Annotated in this window: 13 protein-coding genes; 8 read left to right on the forward strand and 5 right to left on the reverse strand. The window is 40.7% G+C overall.

Annotated features, from left to right (window positions below; genetic code table 11):
• Positions 1 to 23: 23 nt before the first annotated feature.
• Positions 24 to 545 carry a GNAT family N-acetyltransferase gene (locus AC1XUO_RS01145; RefSeq protein WP_483327922.1) on the reverse strand — a complete coding sequence of 174 codons (522 nt, stop codon included), beginning with the start codon at positions 543 to 545 and terminating at the stop codon, positions 24 to 26.
• 253 nt (positions 546 to 798) lie between these two features.
• Positions 799 to 1,164, reverse strand: coding sequence for a hypothetical protein (locus tag AC1XUO_RS01150; protein ID WP_483327923.1), 366 nt, complete (start codon positions 1,162 to 1,164; stop codon positions 799 to 801).
• 640 nt (positions 1,165 to 1,804) lie between these two features.
• Here AC1XUO_RS01150 and AC1XUO_RS01155 point away from each other — a divergent pair.
• A complete protein-coding gene (locus AC1XUO_RS01155) occupies positions 1,805 to 4,282 on the forward strand; it encodes a TonB-dependent receptor domain-containing protein (RefSeq protein WP_483327924.1) in 2,478 nt (825 codons plus the stop codon).
• 33 nt (positions 4,283 to 4,315) lie between these two features.
• Positions 4,316 to 5,545, forward strand: a complete 1,230-nt coding sequence (locus tag AC1XUO_RS01160; protein ID WP_483327925.1) for a PepSY-associated TM helix domain-containing protein — start codon at positions 4,316 to 4,318, stop codon at positions 5,543 to 5,545.
• Between the two features lie 65 nt (positions 5,546 to 5,610).
• Here AC1XUO_RS01160 and AC1XUO_RS01165 read toward each other — a convergent pair whose 3' ends face one another.
• The 3 genes from AC1XUO_RS01165 to AC1XUO_RS01175 form a co-directional block, all read right to left on the reverse strand.
• Entirely contained in the window at positions 5,611 to 9,195 is a 3,585-nt protein-coding gene (locus AC1XUO_RS01165) for a VCBS repeat-containing protein (protein ID WP_483327926.1), read from the reverse strand.
• 96 nt (positions 9,196 to 9,291) lie between these two features.
• A complete protein-coding gene (locus tag AC1XUO_RS01170) occupies positions 9,292 to 11,034 on the reverse strand; it encodes a RagB/SusD family nutrient uptake outer membrane protein (protein WP_483327927.1) in 1,743 nt (580 codons plus the stop codon).
• Between the two features lie 69 nt (positions 11,035 to 11,103).
• Positions 11,104 to 14,361 carry a SusC/RagA family TonB-linked outer membrane protein gene (locus AC1XUO_RS01175; protein ID WP_483327928.1) on the reverse strand — a complete coding sequence of 1,086 codons (3,258 nt, stop codon included), beginning with the start codon at positions 14,359 to 14,361 and terminating at the stop codon, positions 11,104 to 11,106.
• 202 nt (positions 14,362 to 14,563) lie between these two features.
• On the opposite strand from AC1XUO_RS01175, the gene AC1XUO_RS01180 reads away from it, so the two are divergent.
• The 6 genes from AC1XUO_RS01180 to AC1XUO_RS01205 all read left to right on the forward strand — a co-directional run bounded on the left by AC1XUO_RS01180 (position 14,564) and on the right by AC1XUO_RS01205 (position 25,298).
• Entirely contained in the window at positions 14,564 to 16,099 is a 1,536-nt protein-coding gene (locus AC1XUO_RS01180) for an FG-GAP repeat domain-containing protein (RefSeq protein ID WP_483327929.1), read from the forward strand.
• Between the two features lie 194 nt (positions 16,100 to 16,293).
• Positions 16,294 to 16,911 carry an RNA polymerase sigma factor gene (locus AC1XUO_RS01185; RefSeq protein WP_483327930.1) on the forward strand — a complete coding sequence of 206 codons (618 nt, stop codon included), beginning with the start codon at positions 16,294 to 16,296 and terminating at the stop codon, positions 16,909 to 16,911.
• Positions 16,912 to 17,004: 93 nt separating this feature from the next.
• Positions 17,005 to 18,108 (forward strand): FecR family protein, encoded by a 1,104-nt coding sequence (locus AC1XUO_RS01190; RefSeq protein ID WP_483327931.1) that lies wholly within the window; start codon positions 17,005 to 17,007, stop codon positions 18,106 to 18,108.
• A gap of 216 nt (positions 18,109 to 18,324) precedes the next feature.
• Entirely contained in the window at positions 18,325 to 21,894 is a 3,570-nt protein-coding gene (locus AC1XUO_RS01195) for a TonB-dependent receptor (RefSeq protein ID WP_483327932.1), read from the forward strand.
• A 26-nt stretch (positions 21,895 to 21,920) separates the two neighbouring features.
• The gene (locus tag AC1XUO_RS01200; RefSeq protein WP_483327933.1) at positions 21,921 to 23,699 is read left to right on the forward strand and encodes a RagB/SusD family nutrient uptake outer membrane protein; all 1,779 of its coding nucleotides are present in this window, start codon (positions 21,921 to 21,923) and stop codon (positions 23,697 to 23,699) included.
• A 75-nt stretch (positions 23,700 to 23,774) separates the two neighbouring features.
• Positions 23,775 to 25,298, forward strand: coding sequence for an FG-GAP repeat domain-containing protein (locus tag AC1XUO_RS01205; RefSeq protein WP_483327934.1), 1,524 nt, complete (start codon positions 23,775 to 23,777; stop codon positions 25,296 to 25,298).
• Positions 25,299 to 25,361: the final 63 nt, after the last annotated feature.

The following is a 25,361-nucleotide window of genomic DNA, read 5'->3' on the forward strand; positions in this document are numbered from 1 at the left end:
CTACGGCATTTTTTTAGATTAATTTATAAACTTTTTTTCATCATAATATCTATTTGCTCATCCTCTCCGAATTTGAAGATATGCTTATCAAAAGCGACAAAACCGTTCTTTTCGTAAAACTTTATCGCTTTCAGATTTTTTTCCCAAACTCCAAGCCAAAGATATTTTTTATTGTAAGACATAGCTATATCGACGGCCTTCTCGTATAAAATCTGACCAACCTTTTTACCGTGATATTTTTTTTTGACGTAGATACGTTCAATTTCGAGAGAGCTCCCATCTTTGAGCTCTGTCTGCGCTTCGTTTAAATTTACCTTCAAATATCCGACAGGATTTTCACCTTCCCAGGCAATATAAAAAATTGAATCCGGATTGCTCAATTCGTTATTCATTACGGTTTCGCCAAAGTTTTTATCAAGATACATCTGCATGTCTGCCTCAGTGTTTGCCTCCGCAAATGTTTCAAAAAATGTTTCTTTGGCGATCAATTGAACAGATTTCAGATCAGCAATGTTGGCTTGGCGAATAATTATGGATTGTTGCATTTTCTAGTTTTAAAGCGCAAATCTACGCATTAGTGGGTCGATCTTAATAGACCACTTCTAACAATACATGTAGTCCGATCCTCGATGTAGCGTATTTGCTACCTAAATAGTGATTCTACTTTTTTTAGTCTGGTGTAAAATCTCAATCAACATTAATCAAGCATTTGTCGGCTGTAAAACAAAAAAAGAGGATAGCCAGCTATCCTCTCCTTAAAATTTTCCATAACCCTGCGCTGATCAGATCAGCCTTGAATTATTTAACTGCTGTTACTAAACGTTTTGTTTCAGTAGCGATTACGAAAGGTTTTTCAGTGATTTCAGTTCCATTGTTTACAATGAAAATGTAGTTACCATCCAAAAGGTTTGACAGGTCAAATACTTTTGAATAATTTTCAGACTTAGGAATAGAAGAGCTATAAAGCACTGATCCGTTTTCGTCTTTAATCGTTACAGAAGATCTTTCTTTAACACTGTCAAGTTTCAGTCTGAAAGTAAGGTTGTCAGCAGAAACCAATTCGATTGCAGCAGCACCAGTGTTGTTAACTTTTTCACCAGCGAATGAGAAACTTGCAGTTGATACTCCCACCAAAACTGCGATTGCTAAGATTGTTTTTTTCATGATGTCTCTAATGTTTTATGTTGTTTAAACTTTCTGTTAAGAATTGTACTTTACAGATATTGTTAAATTAAAATTCTAAATCTGATCTATTCTTCGAAAAGCGACTTTATTCTTGCTTTCGATGTGTCAAAGGTAGATAACATTCTTAATACAAGTCAATAAGAAAGATTTCATATTGAAAAGTTCATATCACAGTCCTATGTTAATATTAAAATAATCCTACACTTATAGTAAAAGTACAACAAGTAGTTTAAAATTTGACAATAGCATTTTAACCCTAAATTGGATACTGATTGTACTTTTTCAATAAATAGTACTATTAAAGGCTTTATATAATTATTTTACGAAAATCATATCAAATGCCAGGCTTTTCCAAAGTCCTATAAGATCTGCTTAACAGCCTATAATTACATAACTGACATTTGAAGACAGGCCTCTATGCATGAGAATTGCCAATGAGGTTTTAAAATCTCTTAAAGAATAACATGTCATTACTGTCTTCCTATCCCAAAATGCCGTAAGCCTGGAATATTTCTTAAAATATTATTTGTTATTAATCTAAATAAACTACATTTGAATCATTATTTATTATTGGTCTTAATAAATTAAATTCATTCTGTTTATTTTCCAATTTTCGCTTATGAAATTAAAATACGCTCTTTTAGTAATCCTGTTGTTATATTATTTCAGCGTTTCTGCTCAACAAATCGGTGCTAGTTTACAAGGACATGTTAAGACAAGCCAAAATGAACCCGCTCCTTTTGTAAGCCTTCTTATAAAAAATACACAGCTCGGAGCGGTTTCCGACGATTCGGGAAATTACGTAATCAAAAATATTCCGCCGGGAAAACATACACTGGTAGTAAAAGCTGTTGGCTTTGACCAGATCGAAAAGGAAATCAAATTCGAGGATAACACACCTTTGACGGTAGATCTGACCATCTATTCTTCGGCAACTGAGTTACAGGCCGTTGAGGTTACCGGACGTAAGGAACAAACCTATAAAAACTCCTACGCTTTTTCAGGAACAAAAACAGAGACGCCATTACGTTATGTACCTCAGGCTATAAGTTATGTTACGAAAGAAGTAATGCTTGACAGACAAGCCTTCAAGAATAGCGATGTTGTGAAGAATATCAGTGGCGTTAACCAGTTTTCTTACAACAACAACGATTTCGTATTACGCGGTTTCCGGGCCAGTAACACGATGGTGAATGGTTTGCGTGTTAGTAGTAGTGGATGGAATCAGTCACTTATTCCACATGTTGAACGCGTGGAGGTAATAAAAGGCCCTGCTTCTGCCTTATTTGCCAATACTGATCCGGGTGGAACGATCAATATTGTTACTAAAAAACCACTTGACGAAAACCGCAAATCGATCAATTTTACCACGGGCAGCTGGAATACGTATCGTCTTGCCACTGATTTCACAGGCCCGATGAACGAATCAAAAACACTGCTCTATCGGTTAAATTTTGCGTATCAAAATGCGGAATCTTTTCGTGTGCTTCAGGGAGGCCAGGATGTCGTTGTTGCACCTTCCATTTCATTTATTCCCGATGAAAAAACACAGATAAATATTGACCTTGTTTTCATGAGCTCTGTCGGAAAACTGGATCGCGGGCAGCCAATATTTGGTGCTACCGCCGGAACAAAGCTTAATTCGACACCAATATCTTTTGCACTTGGAAAAAAGAGTGATTACATCAAGGAGTTGAATATGTACTCCACGCTAGCTCTCACAAGAAAACTGGCAAACTGGCTTTCATTCAATGCTTCGTATATGAAGTTTATGTATAATGAAGATTTGCTTGAACATCGCACTTCCAACAGTTACGGAATGGACGCAGACGGAAAATCAATTCCGACACTGATGCAAATGCAAACGATCAAAAGGCAGACCCGAAACTACACAGACAATGTCAGTGCCTATTTTATTTCAGCATTTAATACCGGAAAAATTGAGCACAAGTTATTGGTTGGCTACGATCACATTCTGTTCCATACTGCTTTGGGAGGTTCAAACTATAACGCAGGCGGATTTATTAATGCAACTAATAACGGTGTGGTCCTGAACAAAAACGGAACGCCGGCAGCCTTTGATCCAAAGAACAAAGCATTATATCTTATTAAAGACAACATGCCGGTGCCCAATGTTCCTTTCTTCGACCTTGAAAATCCGGACTATAACATTACCGATATTTCCCGATATTATAATATCAGCTCCACCGTAACCCCTTCAAAATATTACGCTGATGGAGTTTATATTCAGGAACAATTCAAATTTGGAAAGTGGAACGGTTTGATCGGCCTTCGTATGGAACATTACAGCGATCTGCTGAATTACACACTTAAAACCGAGAAAAAGGTTAAGCAAAAAGCATTGATCCCCAGAGTTGGTTTGGTTTATACGCCGATGCAATGGATCAGTCTATATGGAACTTATACGGAAGGTTACCAGCCGCAATCGGCCGGAACCATCGGTGCTCCGGAAATATATGGCGGCCCCTTTGATCCCCTGAGTAGTAACATGGTGGAAGGTGGCGCGAAGATGGAATATTTCAAAAAGCGGCTGGCTGTAAATCTCGCGATTTATAGAATTGAACAAAATAATGTATTGGTAAATGCCGGAGCAGCAGACAATCTTAATCTTCTTCGTCAGATCGGACAGCAACGAGCCACAGGAGTTGAGTTGGATGCTTACGGGCAGATTACCCCGGAACTCAGTCTTACTGCCAATATTGCATTTAACAAAGCTGAAATCACGAAAAGTACAAACGAGGCAGAAGTTGGAAAAATCTTTCCAAATGCCCCACGTCGGCAAGGTGGTTTTTGGGCTAAATACAAACTTCCACAGAAGGCACTCAGCGGCTTAGCAGTAGGTATAGGCAGCAATTTTGTATCGGAACGAACGACAAACGATACAAAAAATAATTTAAAACTTCCGGGATATACTTTACTGGATGCAGCCATTTTCTACAATGTCGACAAGTTCAGAATATCATTTAACCTGAATAACGTGACCAACAAAACGCATTGGGTGGGCGGGTTTGATTATAACCGATTGTTCCCGGGAGCTCCACGCAACTTCCTGATTGGACTTGGCTATTCATTTTAAGCGCATTCGGAATTTCCACTAAGACTTTTCATCATGAAAAAAATATCAGCATTACTTCATTTGTGGCTTGGTCTGGTATCCGGAATGATTGTATTCATTGTTTCTTTGACCGGATGCATTTTCGTGTTCGAGCAAGAAATTTTTGATTTTTTTCACCAAGAACTGGTTTACATTGAAGCTCCGGGAAAACAGGTCAAATCATTGTCGGCCTTGACGTCCATCGCGCAACGAGCACTGGGTGAAAAGAAAAAGATCAATTCGGTGGAAGTTACAAATGACCGCCATCGCGCCTATCTTTTTACTGCTTCCAAAGCAGATAAAAAAGCAAAAAATGTCTGGACTTATTTTCAGCAGGTTAAATATTATGAAGAAGTTTATGTTAATCCATATACCGGAGCAGTGCTGGGAAAAGTCGACAGAAAATACGAATTTTTTAACATCGTTCGCAGAATCCACCAGAATCTGCTGCTTCCCTACGAAACAGGAAGCCTGATCGTGGGAAGTTCTTGCTTAGTATTTCTCGTTTTATTGGTAACTGGTTTTGTTCTCTGGATACCCAAAACCAAAAGCGGCTGGAAACAAAGATTTAGTATCAAATGGAATGCAAAATGGCGCAGGGTCAATTATGACGCTCATAATGTTGGCGGGTTTTACGTATTACCAATTGCAACGGTCATTGTTATCACCGGGCTCGTTTGGTCATTTGACTGGTGGGAAGATGGAATTTATTGGATTTTGGGTTCCAAACAGCGCCCAAAATTTATAACCGAACAGCCCGTCGTGGGTTCAAAAACACAGCCTTCTCATCATCTACCAGATAAAGTATTTGAGGATGCACTTAAAAAAAAGGTTAATTTTTCGATGTTAACTATTTCCATATCTGAAAAACCAACCGCTCCGTATCTATTGTTTATGGAAACAAACAGAGGCTCAGGCTGGCGTGAGTCAAATTATTATTTTTACAATAACAGTACGGGTGAGCAATATGGCCAGATTTTACAGGAGGATAAGTCACTGGGAATGAAATGGCGAAATACCAACTACGACATCCATACCGGAGGAATTTATGGAATGTCCACCAAAATTCTGGCCTTTCTTGCAAGCCTCTTTTGTGCCACTTTGCCGATCACAGGTTTTTATATCTGGTGGGGAAAAAGAAATAAGGCAAAAAAGGTGACCGCAGAATTCGGGAAAAGGAAAACGCACGGTAAGATTCAAATGAAACCACAATACATTCCTCGTAAAACGGTTCAGAAAATTTAGTTTTATAAAACAAAAAGGGCATCCAGGTGATTGGATTGCCTTTTTGTTAATAAGAAACCTGCTCACTATCGAACCTTTCTGATCTTTCCTTTCGTATCTACAACATCCGCACTTAAAACGTATTCCGGCAAAAGCAACGAATGTGCAGATTGAGATAAAAAAGAAGAACCATAATTTATCTCTTCCCGGCGTATCTTTCCGTTTTTTAATTTAAGGATTGCAGTGTTCTCCGTAACCAGTAATGGCACAGGTTTCATCACCTGCCGAGATTGATGAAATCTCAGTGAATCTCTATTTTGTGACGTGATGGTCATTGATTTACCGTCAGCAGCAGATAATTTTACCATAGCTTTTGCATTTCCGGTGACCATATATCCTCCCTTTTCACAACTTAGTGAAGAAAAGCCACCTTTACCATTTCCCTTCAGGATCAATCCGTTAAAAGCGTCATACCGACCCACTGAAACATCTGAACCAAAGTCATTTCCGCATAAGAGCACATCAAGATTACCATCGCCATCGACATCTTCCGCCACCATGCCAAAAAGCGGTGCAAACTGAGCCTCAACAGGCAATTCATGTACTTTAAATTTCCCTCCACCCAGGTTTTCTAGGTAACTGCTTTTTAGCCAGTTTGCTTTTAAAGTCAAGGCATCTTTCAACTCATCAGGTTTGAAAATATCTTTAATACCTGCATCTGAAAATTTCCCATATTCCTGAAAACGCTGCCTTACCTGAATGATCTGTTTACCGATTTCGTCACGGGTATTGTATGGAAATTCTTTAAAACTGCCATCTTTTCCTTTATAGAAAACTGTCGGAATCGCATCAAAAAATCCATCTTTGTTTATGTCCTTCGCATACATACCAATCGGTTGCTTATCATTGGCGCGGTGTAAAGAGTTCAGTCCCAGATTGCCAGCCACATAGTCCATATCGCCATCATTGTCAAAATCCCCGGTGGCCAAAGTTCCCCAAAGCCCCTTCTGGTTTTCCAATCCTCCGTTATGTTTCCTGAAACTACCCTTTACATTTTTGAAAAAAGTCAGCGGCATCCATTCGCCTGCAGCAAGCAAATCGACCCAGCCGTCGTTGTCAAAATCCGTCCATAAAACGTCGCAAACCAAACCGATATTAATGAGTTCCGGAGCAATTGACTTCGTAACGTCTGTAAATCTGACCTGTCCGCCAGCAGAGTCATTACGAAGCAAATAGCTGGAAACCGGTTTTGGATAAGCTCCGGGCTCTACCCTGCCTCCTATAAAAAGATCAAGATCACCATCACGGTCATAATCTGCTGCTTTTACACAAGATCCGCTTTTCAGGAATTTAGGTAAAGCACCGGTATTCTGAGAAAACTTTCCCTGACCATTATTGATATATAACCTGTCCTGCAAAGCGTCGCTGTTAGCCTGCATTTCATAACTTCCGCTGACAATGTACAAGTCCAGATCGCCATCCAGATCCGCATCAAATAACAACACACCCATATCCTCAGCATTTTTCGAAGGGCCGTCGGTTCCGGGAAGTAAATCTGTGTTTACAAATTTTCCATTGGGTTGCTGCAATAAAAATCTTCCTTTATGCAACATTGCCCCGCCAATGAAAACATCTTCAAGTTTATCTCCATTTACGTCACCAACAGCGAGTGCAGGTCCATATTGAGACAACTTATGCGGCAATAATTTCTGGACATTAAAATCAATATTGTCTTGTTCCTCGTGTCGGTATTTTACGTCTAAAAATTCGGTAACATCCTCCATCAATGTCCCCTCCACAGGTTTTAAAGGTTCATTTTCCGCTTTTGCATTTTTCTCAAAAACAGTTAGCACCTGATTGGCTTTTACATTTCTGAGGGTTTGGGTTTTTCCGCCTGTCCAGGTAATTACAAGTTTGTCAATCACTTTTATTTTACCCAACCCAAAATGTGTAACAGGTTCTACTGTCGACAAATACCCTCTGAATGGTGAATTCTCCGAGTATTGCTTGTGATTCCCATCATAGCTAATTTCGGCAATAGCACCTATCCCGTTACCATTGTAACCTTCACCTTTAAATTTAATCCGCAGATAATTACTTTCTTCTGGCTTTAATTGAATTGAATTATTTCTATAAACAGCGGCAGAATCATTGATATTATTGACGACATAATCCAGATCACCATCATTGTCCAGATCTGCATAGGCTGCTCCATTTGAAAAACCCGGCAGTTCAATACCCCAGTCGTCCGTAACATCTTCGAAGTGCAGGTTTCCTTTATTTTTATATGCAAAGTTTTTAATCTTAACCGAAGGTACATAATCCAGCAACATCATTTTGGTCATCACATTACCGACCTCATTCCGGTAAGCGATGAAATCCATATCGGTAATATCTCTTGGAAAACCGTTGGTAATAATGATGTCCCGTAAACCATCATTGTCAAAATCTGTCACCATCGGCGTCCAGCTCCAATCCGTTTCTGCAATACCGCTCAATAGTCCAATTTCGCTAAAAACCGGGCTTTTACTTGTCGACTTTGTTTTGCCCAGATTCAGCTGAAGTGTATTTCTTGCCACCTGATACTGGTAATGATACAGTTCGTAGTTTTGATAAGTGATGTAACTACTGGCGGGAGTCATCATTTTTTTTCTAAAATTCGTCGCTGGCATCATATCAAGGGCTACGATATCCGGTAAGCCATCGTTGTTGATATCTGCAACATCATTTCCCATCGCGGAATGTGAGGTGTGTTTGAAAGCCGCATCTGCCATATTCGTAAAACCGAGATGTTTTCCGGCGGCGTCTTTCCCATTATTTATATACAGAAGATCGTTCGTCAGATAATCATTGGTGACATATATATCTTTCCAACCATCCTGGTTGACATCGGTCACATTTACTCCTAAACCATAACCTTCAATAAGGATTCCTGCATCTTTTGAAACATTTGTGAAAACCGGATGTCCCAGCGCCTTATCCCAATCGTTCCTATAAAGTCTGTCTGTTCTTTTAGAGGACCCGTCAATTATTTTTTCGTGAAACTTGTTCGGGAAATTATTATCATCCATTTCATTCACCACCAGAAACAAATCCAGATCTCCATCGTTATCATAATCCAGAAATGCCGCGTTCGTTGTGTGAGTTGTATCAGCGACTCCATATTCTTTTCCCATTTCTTTGAAGACAGGAATTTTATCCGCTCCAATCCCCTGGTTGACATAGAGCAAATTTTCTCTTTCTTTCGCAACTTTACGCACTGTTGAACACACATAGATATCCAATAGTCCGTCATTGTTTATATCGATCACCGCTACACCCGACGACCATTTATTTTCAGCAGCGACACCTGCTTTTTTAGTAACATCCTCAAACCGCAGACCACCGTCACCCCCTGCTCCTTTGTTCAGGTAAAGTTTATTATCTACCGAATTTCCTGTGAAATAAATATCCGGCAGGCTATCATTATTAAAATCTCCGAGTGCCACTCCGCCGCCGTTGTATACATATTCAAAGGCAAGAATGTTCATGGTATCATTTTCTGCGATACGATTGGAAAAATTTATACCCGTTTCCTCACTGTCCAGCATTGAAAAAGTTTTAAGCTTTTTTTTACAGGAATTCAGTACCGGAATAATTAAAAGCAATAAGAGTAAATATCGGATTGACATAGGGAAAATTTACGGGGTAAGCACCAGCTGAAATTAAGAAAAGGAGATGGTACTTACGCACCACCTCCTTTATTTTATTTTTTAGGACTTTCTGAATTAATATCCCGGATTTTGAATAAGAATATCCTTGCCAACAAGGTCAACCTGATCTTGTGGAAGAGGAAGATATTCATTCTTGTTTGCTGTGAAGGTGGAACCACCCAAAGCACCACTCAATTTTTTACTTTCATAAGCCAGATAAGCATTAATTTCAGTTGCTGCTGTGCCCCATCTTACTAAGTCAAAAAACCGGTGTCCTTCTCCTGAAAGTTCAAGCTTTCTCTCGAAACGTACGGCAGTACGGGCAGCGTCTTTGCTGGCCCACGCTGTTTTGTAAGTATCAATAACATAGTTAGCCGCATTCTCACCAGATGCACGTTTTACAAAACTCGCAGGATTTGATGCGCGGGCTCTTACCAAATTCACATATTCACGCGCTTTTTCCAACGATCCAACTTCAACTTCCGCCTCAGCCGCCATTAAAAGCACATCGGCGTAGCGGATAATATTCACGTTGATTGCCGTGTAACCCGGAGTCCATGAACTGTTATCCTGCAAACTACCGATATCAGTTCTGTAATAAGCATATTTTTTAGTTGTATACGGCCCTGCATTAGGCTGATTACGGATCCAGTCATTACCTGGGTGATCGATCCAGTCAAGATACGGAATTCCTCTACGTCCGATCGAATGATCAAGACGAGGATCTACCGGGCCGGCATCTGGTGTAAATGCATCCGAAGATTTCAGACCCATATCCGTTTTCAGTTCTTTACCGGCAGTATTATAAGATCCATCCAAAAGTGGCAAACCTGTTGCATCCGTACGGAATGAATTACCCAATTCAAAACTTGGAGCAAAAAAGCTGCAACAGTTACCCGGACCATTCGGACCAGTATTGTATGGCCAGTTAAGGTCAAATTCCGGGTTTGCATTATTTACGCTACCCGTATTAGCTGCCGCCTGGATAGCAAAAACAGATTCAGAGTTGTTGTCATTACTTGCTTTGAACGCATCCTGGAATCTTGGAACTAGCGCGTATTTTTTGCCATTCGTAGTTTGTCCGTTCGCGATGATCAGATCATAAAGAGCCTTAGCTTCTGTAAACTTTTTCTGATACATGTAAACTTTCGCCAGGTAAGCAGCAGCTCCCCATTTATTAACCCGACCAGCCGCAGCTTGTGTTTCAGGCAGATTGTCGTAAGCAAATTTCATATCTGCCTCGATAAACGGCCAAAGATCCTTATTGTTGGACACTTTCTCAATACCTGTGCCGTAATCGACCGTTTCGTCAACGTAGGGCGTATTGTTAAAGCCTCGTTTCAATTCGAAATAATAATGACCTCTCAAAAATCTGGCCTCCGCCGAAATTCTTGCTTTATCAGCGTCAGTAACATCCTCTTTCGCTACACCTATTAGTCGCATAACCAAATTTGCCCGCGCAACTCCTTCATAAAGACCAGTATACTTATCCGCGATAACACCTTGCGTCGTAATATACTGAAAGCGCTGAATTGGGTTAATATCACTAAAATCCCCTGGATCTGTTCCTTTGTTCGCATCACCTCCGCGAATACTTCCCCAAACCCAGTTACTTGCACTGGCCATACGGTTGGACCGGCCGTTCAGCTGGCCATAAACCGATACCAACACTCCTTCCAAACCCTTTTTATCGGAAAGCTGTCCTTCATCCAATTGCCCAGTGGCCGGTACTTCCAGGAAACTTTCCTTACAAGAATACCCTATCAGCATTATTGCACAAACAACCAGCAATAATCCCTTTGATCTAGTTTTTTTCATTTTGATAATATTTTTTGATTTCAACTATTTGATATCAACTTTTGAAATAATTTCTTGACTGAGTTTTTATCAAAATCCAAGGTTAACACCAAATGTGTAACTTCTTGTAATCGGATAATTTCCTACATCAATACCAAAGTTTGTATCTGCATTACCTCCTACACCCGGATCAAGTCCCTGGTATTTCGTAACTGTGAATAAGTTGTTTGTAGAAGCATAGAATCTAAGTTTCTGCATTTTCAGCTTGCTCAACATCCGGCTTGGAAGAGTATATCCAATGGTGATATTTTGCATCCGGAAGAATGAACCATTCTCTACATAGAAAGAATTCGATTGCGTGTTGGTACTGAAGTTAGAAGTTGATTCGAAAATCGGCGTTTGCGTGTCTCTGTTATCAGGTAGCCACGAATCTTTTACTCTTGAGCTTACAGCTGCACCGGTAAACGATGGATAGAAATCCGTAAACCACTTAGAAACGTTAAAGATTTTATTTCCAAGAGAAGCATACATATAGGTTGCCAGGTCAAAGCCTTTGTAGGTCAGTGAGATATTGATACCGCCTGTGAACTTTGGCACCGGACTGCCCAGATACGTTCTGTCTTCTGAATCAATTATACCATCATTATTTAAGTCTGCATAACGGAAACGTCCGGGAGCTGCACCATCCTGTGTAGCTGCTCCGTCAACTTCAGCCTTATCAGCAAAAAGACCTACAACCTGGTATCCGAAAAAGGAAGAAATTGACTGACCAATCTGATTTCTGATCGGGTTAATTCCTCTGAAACCTGGGTTGGCCGCTGCTGAAGAGATATATTCAATACCTGGAGCAAGTGACTCAATATTATTTTTAAGTACCCCAGCAGTAAAATTAAGTTCGTATCCGAGATCCTTGTTTAATTTACCACGGTTGATGATCTGCAAATCAATACCTTTATTCGACATTTTGGCTACGTTAACAGAAGGAGGTGATGCTCTGTAACCTGCTGTGGCAGTGACCGGAACCTGGAATAACAAATCCTTGGTATCTTTTTGCCATAAATCAATGATCACATCAAATTTCCCTTTGAAAAATGTTCCGTCAATACCAATATTCTGCGTAACACTGGTTTCCCATTTCGCATTTACGTTACCAATACGCGTACGATAATAACCTTCCATTGCACTGGTATTTGTACCATTCAAATCATAGGCAGATTCAGCGATATTCGCTCCGTATAAACTATACTGGTTATTTGGATCCACGTTGTTCGAGTTCCCCATCAAACCATAACCTCCACGGATCTTAAGTTCCGTAATGAAAGGAATAGATTTCATGAACTCTTCAGAGGATAGGCGCCATGCCGCTGAAAAAGCAGGGAATACACCATAACGATTGTTCGCACCAAATCTTGAAGAACCATCTCTACGCACAACCCCTGTAACTATATATTTGTCATTGAAAGTATAGTTTGCACGGGCAAAAAGTGAGTAGAAGTTAACACCCTTGTAATAATCGCTGTTAACAACTTTCGAACTCACGTTTGTCATGTTGATGTAGTTGATATCCGTCGAGAAAGGGTTCAAACCTGAAGATGACTGGTTTTTTCCGGCACCTGTGTTCAACGCTTCCTGGCCAACGATCACATCGATTGTATGCAAACCGAGCTGTTTTTTATAATTCAAAGTATTGGTCAATGTCCAGGCTAAACGATGTCCGGCACCCTCATTGAATCCAAATGCTGAGTTATTTTCTGAGTTTTCGTACTGTAAACGGCTGTATCCTCTGTTGCTGTAACTTGTATACTGAGCACCGATACTTGTACGGAACGTCAGACCTGAAATAATATCCAGTTCAGCATAAAGGTTACCAAAGCCTTGTCCGCCAAATCCGCGGTTATTCGCCTGGCCATCCCGGGCTGCTACCGGGTTACGTGGATTGTTAAAACCTTTTGCCGCTGTTCCTGCATATCCGCCAAATTCATCATACACTGGTATGATTGAAGGCATCCGGAAAGCGGAAAGAATATCGTTTTCATCTGCAGCCACACCCTGGCCACCGCCTCCACCGCCTTGTCCTAAAACCTGCAGGTAAGTAAACTGAGCATTCTGACCGATCCTAAGATTTTTCAACACGTCAAATTCAGTATTTACACGGAAAGCATATCTTTTAAAACTATTGTTTAAAAGAATCCCTTTCTGATCCTGAACGCTGAAACCTGCATAATAGCGGCTGGTTTCAGAACCACCTGAGAAACCCAGTGAGTGTCTTTGAATTGGTGCTACGCGGGTAATCGCATCATACCAGTCCGTCCCTTGTTTGTTAGCTTTTACAACCTGATAAATCGATCCTCTGGTCGGGTCAACATTATATTTCAATTTTTCAGCTGCAAGATCCAACGAGCCGATTACGCCGGTTCTTCCTCCTACGTTAATGTAATCAGGTAGCACCGGCGTATTTCCACTGCCATACTGGCCGCTGGCGATGTTTGAAAAATTAGGGGCATCACCTGTTTGAAATGCGTTATTACGCTCTGCCTGCCAGGTCCAGTCAGCCTGTTCCTGCGGATTCAACATGCTTTGTCCTTTGCCAGGCGTGGTAAAACCAAGCATCCCGTCGTAGGTAACATTCAGTTTCCGTGCCTTTTTAGTGCCTTTTTTTGTTGTATAAACAATAACACCATTCGCTGCACGCGCTCCATAAATAGAGGCGGCCGCGGCATCTTTAAGAACCGTAGTTGATTCAATATCGTCAGGATTTAAAAAATCCGTCGAACCCGTAGGCACACCGTCAACAACATACAAAGGTTCATTACCTCCAAACGCACCAAAACCGCGTACCCGGATCTGGCTTGTTGTACCTGGCTGACCGTTAGTGATCACAGTTACCCCCGCAACACGTCCCTGTAGTTGTTGTTCAACGTTTCCGGAAGGAGCCGCTGTCAAATCCTTTGACTTCACTGTTGCCACCGCACCGGTAGTCTCTCTGCGACTGTCAACGGTGTAACCCGTAACGATCACCTCTTCAAGAGCCGACACGTCGTCGTCCATTTTGATATCAACAACACTCTGGTTTCCAACAGGAACTTCCTTGGTTGCATAGCCCACGAAACTGATGACAAGTACGTCAGTCGCAGATCGGACGTTTAATGTGTACTGGCCTTCGCTGTTGGTGTTGGTCCCCATTTGGGTTCCCTTGATTACGACGGTCGCCCCCGGGATTCCAGAGCCGGCGATGTCAGTAATACGACCGCTTACTTTTCGTTCCTGAGCCATGGAAACCATAGTCGAGAAGCACAAAAAGAAACAGCAAACTAAACTCCGGACGGAGCTCGTGTAGATTTGTTTCATAAATTTAGTCTGGTTAATTAATTTACAATCAAATGTATTATTATTCACCCAAATAATTGTGTTTTTGTAACTAATATTTTTTTTTAAATATATAATAGTATTATAATAAGCTAAAATAGTATTAGTTTTTGTACTATTTTATGTTTAAATTATATATAAGTTACTTACCTCAATTTTAATATATCCACAACCAGCGATCTGAATGAGCCTAAAGTTTTCTCTGAATAGAATTTGTAACCTTTCATTTTTTGGCATCTTAATGATGGTTGGTGCCTGTAATACGCGTCAGGCAAGGCCCGGGCAGTATGCTGAGCCACTGGTGAAGTTACACTGCACCGGCTGCCACCTGGCCCCTTCCCCATCCCTTCTCGACAAAACAACTTGGATTACCGGCGTATTGCCGGCTATGGCAGATCAGCTCGGAATAGAGGTGCTTCAGGGAAATGTGTATTTACATACCAAACAATCACGCATATCCAGTAGCGACTGGCAGAAAATAGTCGCTTATTATCAAACGCTTGCGCCGGAAAAACTCGAATCCGATCAGCAGTTATCTCCTATAAATAAGGGTTTGCGAATATTTGATGTAAAGACACCTAAAAGCGACACATCTGAAATCGCAGCTACTATACTGACTACCATAGACGCAGATAATCAGCACATTTACACGAGTTCAATGAATGACAACGCCTTACATCAATGGACCCATAAGTTGGAGAACATTTCATCGATATCATTAAAATCCGCAGCTGTAGATATCGCATTCGCAAACGGTGAGAAAATGATTACCAGTATGGGAGGTATGCGCGCGCTGGATAATACGATTGGCGAAATTTCAATCCTGAACCAAAATGACAAAAAAGTAACCGACAGGCAATTATCTGTTAGCTATATACGTCCCATACAGACGAGGCCTGTCGACTTGAATAAAGATGGATTAACTGATTACGTTGTCAGCAGTTTTGGACACAACCGCGGTGGACTATTTTGGGAAAAGCAATCTCCTGATAAAAGCTTCAAAAAATTCGCCATTCGGGAAGTGCCAGGTGTCACCCAGTGTGAGACTGGTGATTTTAATGGTGACGGGTGGATCGATATCATTGCTTTGTTCGCACATGGAGACGAGGGAATATGGCTTTTCCTGAATGACTCAAAGGGTGGCTTTACCACAAAAAACATAATCCGCTTTCCGCCGGTATATGGTTCGAGCAGTTTTCAGCTGGCTGACATGAATAACGACGGTATGGTTGACATCATTTACACAGCAGGTGATAATAGTGATTATTCAAGAATTCTTAAACCATATCACGGCTTATATATTTTCCTTAACAAAGGCAAAATGCGATTTGAACAAGCTGATTTTTACCCGGTGAACGGCTGCACCAAAGCCATGGCAGCAGACTTCGATCTGGATGGTGATATGGACATTGCAACCATTTCTTTCTTTGCGGATCTGAAAAATAAACCAGAACAAAAATTTTTATATTTTGAAAATAATTACGGCTCGAATCAATCAGAGCACTTTTTAAAACCGTACACGCTACCAATTGACAAACTGGGACGATGGATTTCGATGGATGTTAAAGATTATGATAAGGATGGCGACAAGGATATCATTCTGGGTAATTTTTCGAAAGGTTTTATGAATCAATCAGATTATGAGCCGGACTGGGATGTTCATACGCCTTTTGTTGTCTTAGAAAATAACACCAGAAAAATCATTCGTCCAATTAGATAATTCAAATATCATCTCTTTAAAAACATAACACGCATCGTCCATTAAGTAACTTTTGTAAATTAAGTCAGGATATTTTTATATTTATTATTAAAATTTTGTAACTTCAATTTAATTATCAATATATGCTAAACAAATGACAATATCCGTTAAGTAGGAGGCATGAAATTGTTCAATTCTTATATTTTTTAATACTTTTGGAAAATAAAATATCTGACGGATTGATATCAGCTTCTAGAATTAGAGAGGACAGCGCGTTATGGCAGGCTTTCAAGCAAGGCGACGAAAATGCTTTTACCACATTGTATCAGAAATACGTACGTGTTCTTTATGCTTATGGGAAAAAGCTGATATCGGACGAAGAGGCTGTGGAAGATATCGTGCAGGATTTATTTATAGACTTATGGCAGACACGTTCGAAACTTGCAGATGTTGAATCTCCAAAATTTTACCTATTTCGATCACTTCGCCGCCGGATTTATAAGTTCCAAACTGGCGTTCACGGAAATAGCCAGAACTGGGACTATTGGGATGACAGTATCCACCCAGTTTCCCTTCCGAAAGAATACGAAATGATTGAAGCCGAAAGTTCTCAAAGGCAGAAAGACGAGTTGAACGTATGGTTAAAAAATCTACCTGTCAGACAATATGAAGTTTTGATGTTAAAATTTTACCAGGATTTCAGCTACGAAGAAATCTCGCAGATTCTGACAATCAATGAGCAATCTGTCCGAAATCTGATCCAACGCGCCGTACTAAAATTACGCCAACTTACTATATCCCTACTTTTCGTTAGCTTCTTTTTATTTTTTTAAAAATATTCCCGTTCAAGTGAGTTAAAAACAAAGCAAGGTTCCTCTTCTATACAAAAGACCTGTTTAATTTTTTCACAGAATAATTCTATCAATATGGGTTACTATCATTACGAAGTAACTGATTTTCTTGAAGATGACGCATTCAAAACATGGGTCTTTGAACCAAATTATGAAAGTGATCTATTCTGGAAAGATTTTTTGATGCAATACCCTGAAAGGTCAGAAATGGTTTCGAATGCCCGATGCATCTTGCTTGAACTTCGGAATGATTTGGAAAAAGAGTTTCCTTCGGATGAAAAAGTTGAACACCTGCTATCAATCATCAAAGTACGGAAAGAAAGAGAAGGCATTCTTGCCCGAAGAATGATTTCAAAATGGGTGGCAATCGCTATCTCGTCAGCTGCCATGTTGCTTTTAATGTTAAACTTGTTTTCCAGGACTATCCATGACGATAACGGATCGTTTACCTACAGGGAATTGATTTCACAGTCTGAGTCACCTCTTGTCCAAATTAAAAACAAAACTTCTAAAGTTCAGACCATCATACTGCCGGATTCAAGCAGTGTAGTTTTGCAACCGGCGTCGATTATCAGTTATCCAAAAAATTTTAAGAACAATGGCAAAAGAGAAGTATATCTATCAGGAGAAGCCTTTTTCAAGGTCACTAAAAATCCGGACCGTCCGTTCTTTGTATATGCCAACGAGCTTGTAAGCAAAGTTTTAGGAACAAGTTTTACAATAAAAGCTTTTGACTGCGCTGAGGAAGTTGAAGTAGCGGTAAAAACAGGTAAAGTGTCGGTTTTTGCCAGAACCGATAAAGACGCAAAACTGAACCAATCAAATTCTGAACTTGGTGGAGTGATCATCACACCCAATCAAAAAATACTATTTTCAAGGGAAGAGATCAGAATAAAAAAATCATTGGTCGAGTATCCTGAAATAATCGCGTCATCGGTTCTTCCAGCACCTATGTTAACATTCGAGGATGCTTCAGTCTCCCAAATCTTCAATAATCTCGAACAGACTTATGGCATTGATATCGTTTATGACGAGGAGCTATTCGGCAATTGTCTTTTAACAGCATCTTTTTCCAACGAGAATCTTTACGAGAAGATTGATTTGATATGTAAGGGAGTTGAGGCGAGCTTTGAAGTTGTGGATGCTCGTGTAGTCATTTCTGGCAGAGGTTGCCGTTAGCGATATTTTTCTAAAATAAATAAATCACCAATTATTTCTAACCTTAAACTATAACCTGTTCACTATGACCTGATTATAAATAAAAAAAAGGTTGATGATGTTTGCACCATCACCAACCCGATCAGTAAAATCCCCAATTCGATTTACATCCGCTCCAAACGGATGGAGGATTTGTTTTGCCCATTTTTTCCAATTAAACAAAACTTAAGTAAAGTTATGAAAAAATTGTATCCTAACTATGCTCATTGGCAGATCATTATGAGATTCAGTTGTACTCAACTCATTATTGCAGCACTTCTGTCGACTATTTCCATGGCCCGGGTAAGCGAGGCTCAGGAAATTCTGAACAACCGCGTAACACTTCAGATGAAGAATCAGGACGTTCGCAAGGTGCTGAATACCATAGAAGAACAAGTAAAAGTAAAGTTTCTTTACAGCTCTAGTTTAATAAAAACTGAAAGAAAGATATCAATAAACCTACAGCAGCAGCAACTCGGCGAAGCGTTAAAAATTATCTTAACTCCTTTGGATTTAGCTTACGAGGTTTCAGGAAAACAGATTATTCTGAAACGTATCAAATCACAGGCAGAAGATCTTTCTCCTCAGAAATTTAAACCCCAGGCACTTGAAAGATCTATTTCCGGTATGGTCACTGATGGCAGCGGAGGAGGTCTTCCAGGTGTTTCAGTGGTCGTGAAAGGCAGCTCACGTGGAACAAACACGGATGGCGAGGGATCGTACAAGATTGAAGCCCCCGACGGAAATGTAACTTTGACATTCAGTTTCGTTGGTTTCAGTTCTAAAGATGTCGAAGTTACGGCAAGCCAAACCACTGCAAACGTTATACTTACGACGGACGAAAAACTATTAAGTGAAGTCGTTGTTGTCGGTTATGGTACTGCTAAAAAGAAGGATCTGACTGGTGCTGTTTCGGTTGTGAAAGTTGCTGAACTTACGGAGCAGGCTAATTCAAACCTTTCAAATCAGTTGCAGGGTCGTGCTTCAGGTGTAACAGTTCTAACGTCTGGTCAGCCCGGCCAGGCTCCGCAGGTTCGTATCCGTGGTATCAACTCATTTGGTAACAACACCCCGCTTTATGTTGTGGATGGTGTACCAACGCAGGATATCAACAACCTCAATCCAAATGACGTTGCTACAATGCAGGTTTTGAAAGATGCTGGGTCTGCTTCTATTTATGGTTCTCGTGCCTCGAATGGGGTCGTTGTAATTACGACAAAACGTGGTACAGGAAAAGTGAAGGTTAGCTACGATATGTATTATGGATCGCAGACAGTTCAGAAAGGAAATGTTTATGACGCGCTATCCTCTCAGGGAATGGCCGACCTTAAATTTCTGGCGCTAAAAAATTCTGGCGTTGCGATCAATGATCCACAATACGGAAGTGGAGCAACTCCTGTTTTACCAGACTATATCGTTCCGACAGGTATGAGTGAAGGTTCAGTTGATCTTTCCAAATATTATGTAAACCCGAATTATACGGACAAAGCTGATATGGATTCTTTTTACAGAATCGTAAAAGCAAACAAACAAGGTACGGACTGGTTCCATGAAATATTTAAAAATGCTCCAATCCAAAGCCATAACTTGTCAGTGAGCGGAGGCGGAACGGGTGGAAGTTACATGTTTTCATTCAACCATTTTAACCAACAGGGAAACCTGATGAACACTTATCTGAAAAGATATACGGTTCGTGCAAACAGTCAATATAATGTAAGCAAGCACATTCGTGTGGGCGAAAACATTGCACTGGCATTGGTGAACAATCCAAGATCCACGATTCTTGAAGAAGGTGGCGCAATTGGTATGGCCTATCGTATGCAACCGATCATTCCGGTTTATGATGTTCAGGGCAATTATGCAGGTTCATTCGGAAGTGGTCTGGGTAATGCTAAAAACCCGGTTGCTATTCGCGACCGTGCACGCAACAATGTTGGACTGAACAACAGTGTATTCGGAAATATGTTTGCCGAAGTTGATTTCCTTAAAGACTTCGTTGTGCGTTCAAGCTTTGGTGGTAATTACTATTCTGAAAGAGGAAATTCATTTGCTTATCCAGAGTGGGAAAATGCTGAAAACGTAACGACAAACGCTTACACCGAATACACAAATACGGGTTTCAACTGGACATGGACTAACACTCTGTCTTACGAACATACTTTTAACGACATTCATTCGATCAAGTTGTTAGCGGGCACCGAAGCTTATACAAGCACAGGACGCGAAGTGGGTGGTACTTCTCAGAACTATTTCTCTTTTGATCCAAACTATACAATTTTGTCAACCGGTTCAGGAACGCCAACTAACTATAGTGCAAAATATTCAGACGCGTTATTCTCATACATTGGGCGGATCGACTATAATTTCAAAGATCGTTATTTGTTCAGCGCCACAGTACGTCGTGATGGATCGTCACGTTTCACAAACCAATTTGGTTGGTTCCCAGCTATAAGTGCAGGATGGAGAGTAAAAGAAGAAGCTTTCATGAAAGGGGTTGAGTGGATCTCAGATCTTAAAATTCGTGGAGGTTATGGTATTATGGGTAACCAGTTCAACGTTAACCCGGCTAATGCTTTCACAACATACGGACTGAACAGAAGCAATTCCTTCTATGACATCCGTGGAACGGGAAACAGCACCGTGCAGGGCTTTCAGAGAACGCGCGTTGGAAATCCAAATGCTAAATGGGAAAGTAATATCAACTCAAACATTGGTATCGATGCAACTTTATTCAATGGCGCAGTTGACTTAACCATTGACTACTACCAAAAAAATATCAATGATTTGCTTTTTTCTCCTGAACTGGCCGGAACGGTTGGACAAGGAACTGCACCAGCTGTAAACATTGGTAAAATGGCAAATAAGGGAATTGACATGTCGATTTATGCTGAGAAGAACATCACAAAAGATTTCAAGCTAAATGCGACAGTAACGTTAACAACTTATAACAACGAGATCAAAAAGATCACGGACGGAGCTACATATTTTGATCAGGAAAGTCGTAGGTTCAACGGTAGTAACATTATTCGAAATGCAGTTGGGCACTCAATCGGTCAGTTCTTCGGGTACCAGATAGATGGCTTCTGGAATACACAACAGGAAATCGATCAGGCAAACGCAAGCGCTATCGAAAAATCAGGGAACGCTGACGCAGTTTACCAAAACGAAGTTAAAGTGGGTCGTTTCCGGTATGCGGATATCAACGGCGACGGGATCATCACATCTGATGACCGTACTTTCCTTGGTAATCCAAGTCCAAAATTCAGTTATGGTTTGAACATCGGTGCGAACTACAAAAACTTTGATTTTGGTATTTTCTTTTACGGTGTACAAGGCAACGAAATATGGAATAACCTGAAATGGTGGAACGACTTCTATACCAATTTCCAGGGAGCGAAAAGCAATACCGCCTTATATGATTCATGGACTCCGACAAACATGAATGCAACCGCCCCAATTCAGGAAAACACAGGTTCTTTCAGTACGACAAACGTTCCAAATTCTTACTATGTAGAGAATGGATCGTACTTACGCGCTAAAAATGCTCAGCTGGGTTATACCTTGCCAAAGAGTTTGACACAGAGCCTGAAAATTGAAAGACTTCGTGTATATGTTCAAACAGCAAATCTGTTTACGATCACCAAATATTCAGGCCCTGATCCGGAAGTTGGACAAAGCCAGGTTGCTGGTTCTACTGCCTTTGGTCTTGACGAAGGTGTTTATCCAAACACACGTCAATTCCTGATCGGTTTAAATCTGACATTCTAATTACTGTATCCTTAAACAGAAAAAAGATGAAAAAATTAAGATTTTCGAAAATAGCGTTAGTTGTTGCCTTCGGATTAATGTCCTACGCCTGCCAGGACAGTTTCCTTGATAAACCAGCATTAGGGGCATTGAGTGATGCTCAATTAAGTACAAAGGCAGGAGTCGATGGACTTCTGGTAGGCGCATATGCCGCCCTCGACGGAAACGGAGTTGGTGCAGCTAGTGCATGGGATGCAGCCGCAGACAACTGGATTTATGGTAGTATCGCAGGTGGTGATGCAAAAAAAGGCAGTGATGGAGCTGACCAGCCTGGGATTAACTCAATCATGATTTATAGTCATGGTCCTAGTAATGGTTTTTTTAATAGTAAATGGAAAGCTGTTTACGAAGGAATCAACCGGGCTAATACAGTTCTAAAATTTGTTCCGCTCGTCACTTCCGGTATGACGGACGCGGAGAAAGTAAGTTTCACTGCACAGGCACGATTCCTGCGCGGACATTATTATTTTGAGCTGAAGAAGATGTTTAACATGGTTCCTTGGGTTGACGAAACAACTGTGGATCCTGCGATGGTACCAAATGATACAGACATTTGGCCAAACATCGAAGCTGATTTCAAATTTGCTATGGATAATCTTCCGGCGACCCAGTCAGAAGTGGGTCGAGTAAATAAGTGGGCTGCGGCTGCTTATTTGGGGAAAACTTATTTGTACGAGAAAAAATTTACTGATGCGAAAACAGTTTTTGATCAGGTAATTAGTTCCGGCGTAACTAGCAACGGATTGAAATATGATCTTTTGCCAAAGTATCAGGACAACTTTGACGCTGCTCAGAAAAATCTTGCTGAATCAGTTTTCGCGGTTCAAATGGCAGCAAATGACGGAACGAATACCATTGATAACGCAAATACTGGTGGTATGCTGAATTTTCCATACAACTCTCCTTTCCGTTGCTGTGGGTTTTATCAGCCAAGTCTTGACCTCGCAAATTCATTCCAGACAGATGCAAATGGCCTTCCTTTGGTAGACACCTATAATAATACTACCTTGAAAAATGATATGGGCGTAAAATCTGATGCCGCTTTTACGCCTGACGCTTCTGTTCCACTGGACCCACGTATCGACTGGACAGTTGGCCGTCGCGGTATTCCGTTCCTTGACTGGGGAACACACCCTGGACAGGACTGGATTCGCGATCAAGGGTATGCAGGTCCATATTCTCCAAAGAAAAACATGTACTACCAGGCAACGCAGGATAAATATTCTGATCAGCACTCCTGGGCTCCGGGAACAGCCATCAATGTTCAAATCATCCGTTTTGCAGATGTCTTGCTAATGGCTGCAGAAGCTGAGGCGCAGGCCGGAAGTTTGGAAAAAGCACAGGAATATGTCAACAAAGTTCGTGCTCGCGCAGCAAAACCTGAAAGTTGGGTCTATACCTATGCCGATCCTACAAAACCTATGGGAGGTTACACAACAACGCCGGCTAGTAATTATAAAATCGCTGAATATCCAGCAGGATCTTTTGCTGCAAAAGGTAAAGACGGAGCTTTGAAAGCAATTTATTTTGAACGCAAAGTTGAGCTTGCCATGGAGGGCCATCGCTTCTTTGACCTGTCACGCTGGGGCATTGCTGAACAAGCATTGAATGCCTATGTAGCCTTCGAAAGTAAAATCACTCCGGATGTGAGTGGCGGAAAATTCATTAAAAACAGAAATGAATATTTCCCGATCCCACAAACTCAGATTGATTTGAGTACCAGAAATGGGGTGTCGTCTTTGAAACAAAATCCAGGATATCAGTAACAAACTTTAATCAGCAAGAAGGGGCAGTTTCACGACTGCCTCTTTTTGTTGATATTTGATAAAATATTTCTTCCAATGCGCCCGAGCTCACTGCTTTTTCTTTGCCTGACACTCGTTTTCTCTGGTATTTTATTGATGGGCTGTGATTCAAAAAATGAGAGCGAAAAACCTGAGCTTACAGGTGAAATATTAGAAGGTGAGAAATTGTCTGTGAAGTATTGCAGCACCTGCCATTTGGGTGTTGATCCCGGGTTACTTGATAAAGAAACCTGGAAGAATCAGGTTTTGCCAGCGATGGCGAAGCAATTAGGGCTTGAAGTATGGCAGGGAAATAAATATTTTCAAAATGAAAAATCTACGATATCACACAGTGACTGGCTGAAAATTATTGCCTATTACGATTCACTTGCCCCTGTAACGATCGCACAAGTAAAACCTCCTGTTGCGGCGTTACACGACTGGGCAGGTTTTACATTAAAAATTCCAAAAACAGATACTTCAAAAATTGCCACAACAACCTTGGTTGCAATTAACAAATCTGAGCATGCGATATATACGAGCAGCGCAGAAATTCCTGATCTGATAAAATGGGATCAGACTTTAAAACCTTCCTTTTCTACCAAACTTTTTTCCCCAGCTGTTGATATTACTTTTGCAAAAAATAATAAGATCATCACGTTGATCGGTGAGATGAAGGCCTATGATTCTCCGAGCGGTACTTTATTTCAAACAGATGGAAATGGCGGAGATAAGATTATTTCGTCTGATTTTATTCGCCCGATCTCAACCATAAATGCTGATTTTAATAAGGACGGGTTAATTGATTATGTCGTTTGCGGCTTTGGACACAACAAGGGTGGACTTTATCTTGTCAAACAATTATCAGATAGAACTTTTGAGAAAATTCCAATCCGGGAAGTTGCAGGTGCGACTCAGGCAATTACAGGGGATTTTAACGAAGATGGCTGGCCGGATATTATGGCTTTATTTGCGCATGCAGACGAAGGAATATGGATTTTTTTTAATGATAAAAAAGGTGGATTCAGTTCGGAAAATGTATTGAGATTTCCGCCAGTTTATGGTTCCAGCAGCTTCCAATTAGCCGACATCAATATGGACAAAAAACTGGATATCATTTACACTGCAGGAGATAATAGCGATTATTCAAGAATCCTTAAACCATATCATGGACTATACCTATTTCTTAATAAAGGAGATTTAAAAAAACGGAATCTGAATTTCGAACAGGCATACTTCTACCCTATTCACGGTGCAACGAAAGTTATTGCCAAAGATTTTGATCAGGACGGGGATATCGACCTGGCTACCATTGCATTCTTTGCTGATTTTCAAAATAATCCATCCGGAAGTTTTCTTTATTTTGAACAAAACAACAAGACTAAGTTTCCGAATTTCACCCCGAACGCCCTTCCGATCAGTGAATCCGGGCGTTGGATTTGTATGGACGCAGAAGATATTGACGGAGATGGCGATACAGATATCGTCCTCGGAAATTATTCCAAAGGTTTTTTGAATCAGGACAATTTCAAACCCAACTGGAATTCATATCTACCCTTCGTTTTACTGCTGAAGAAATAATGGTTAAGGATTAATTGAAAATCACTCCCGTGAATTAACTTCTAAACAACCTTTTAAGTCAGC

It is taken from the genome of Dyadobacter sp. HNCC25DJ186 (assembly GCF_056895235.1).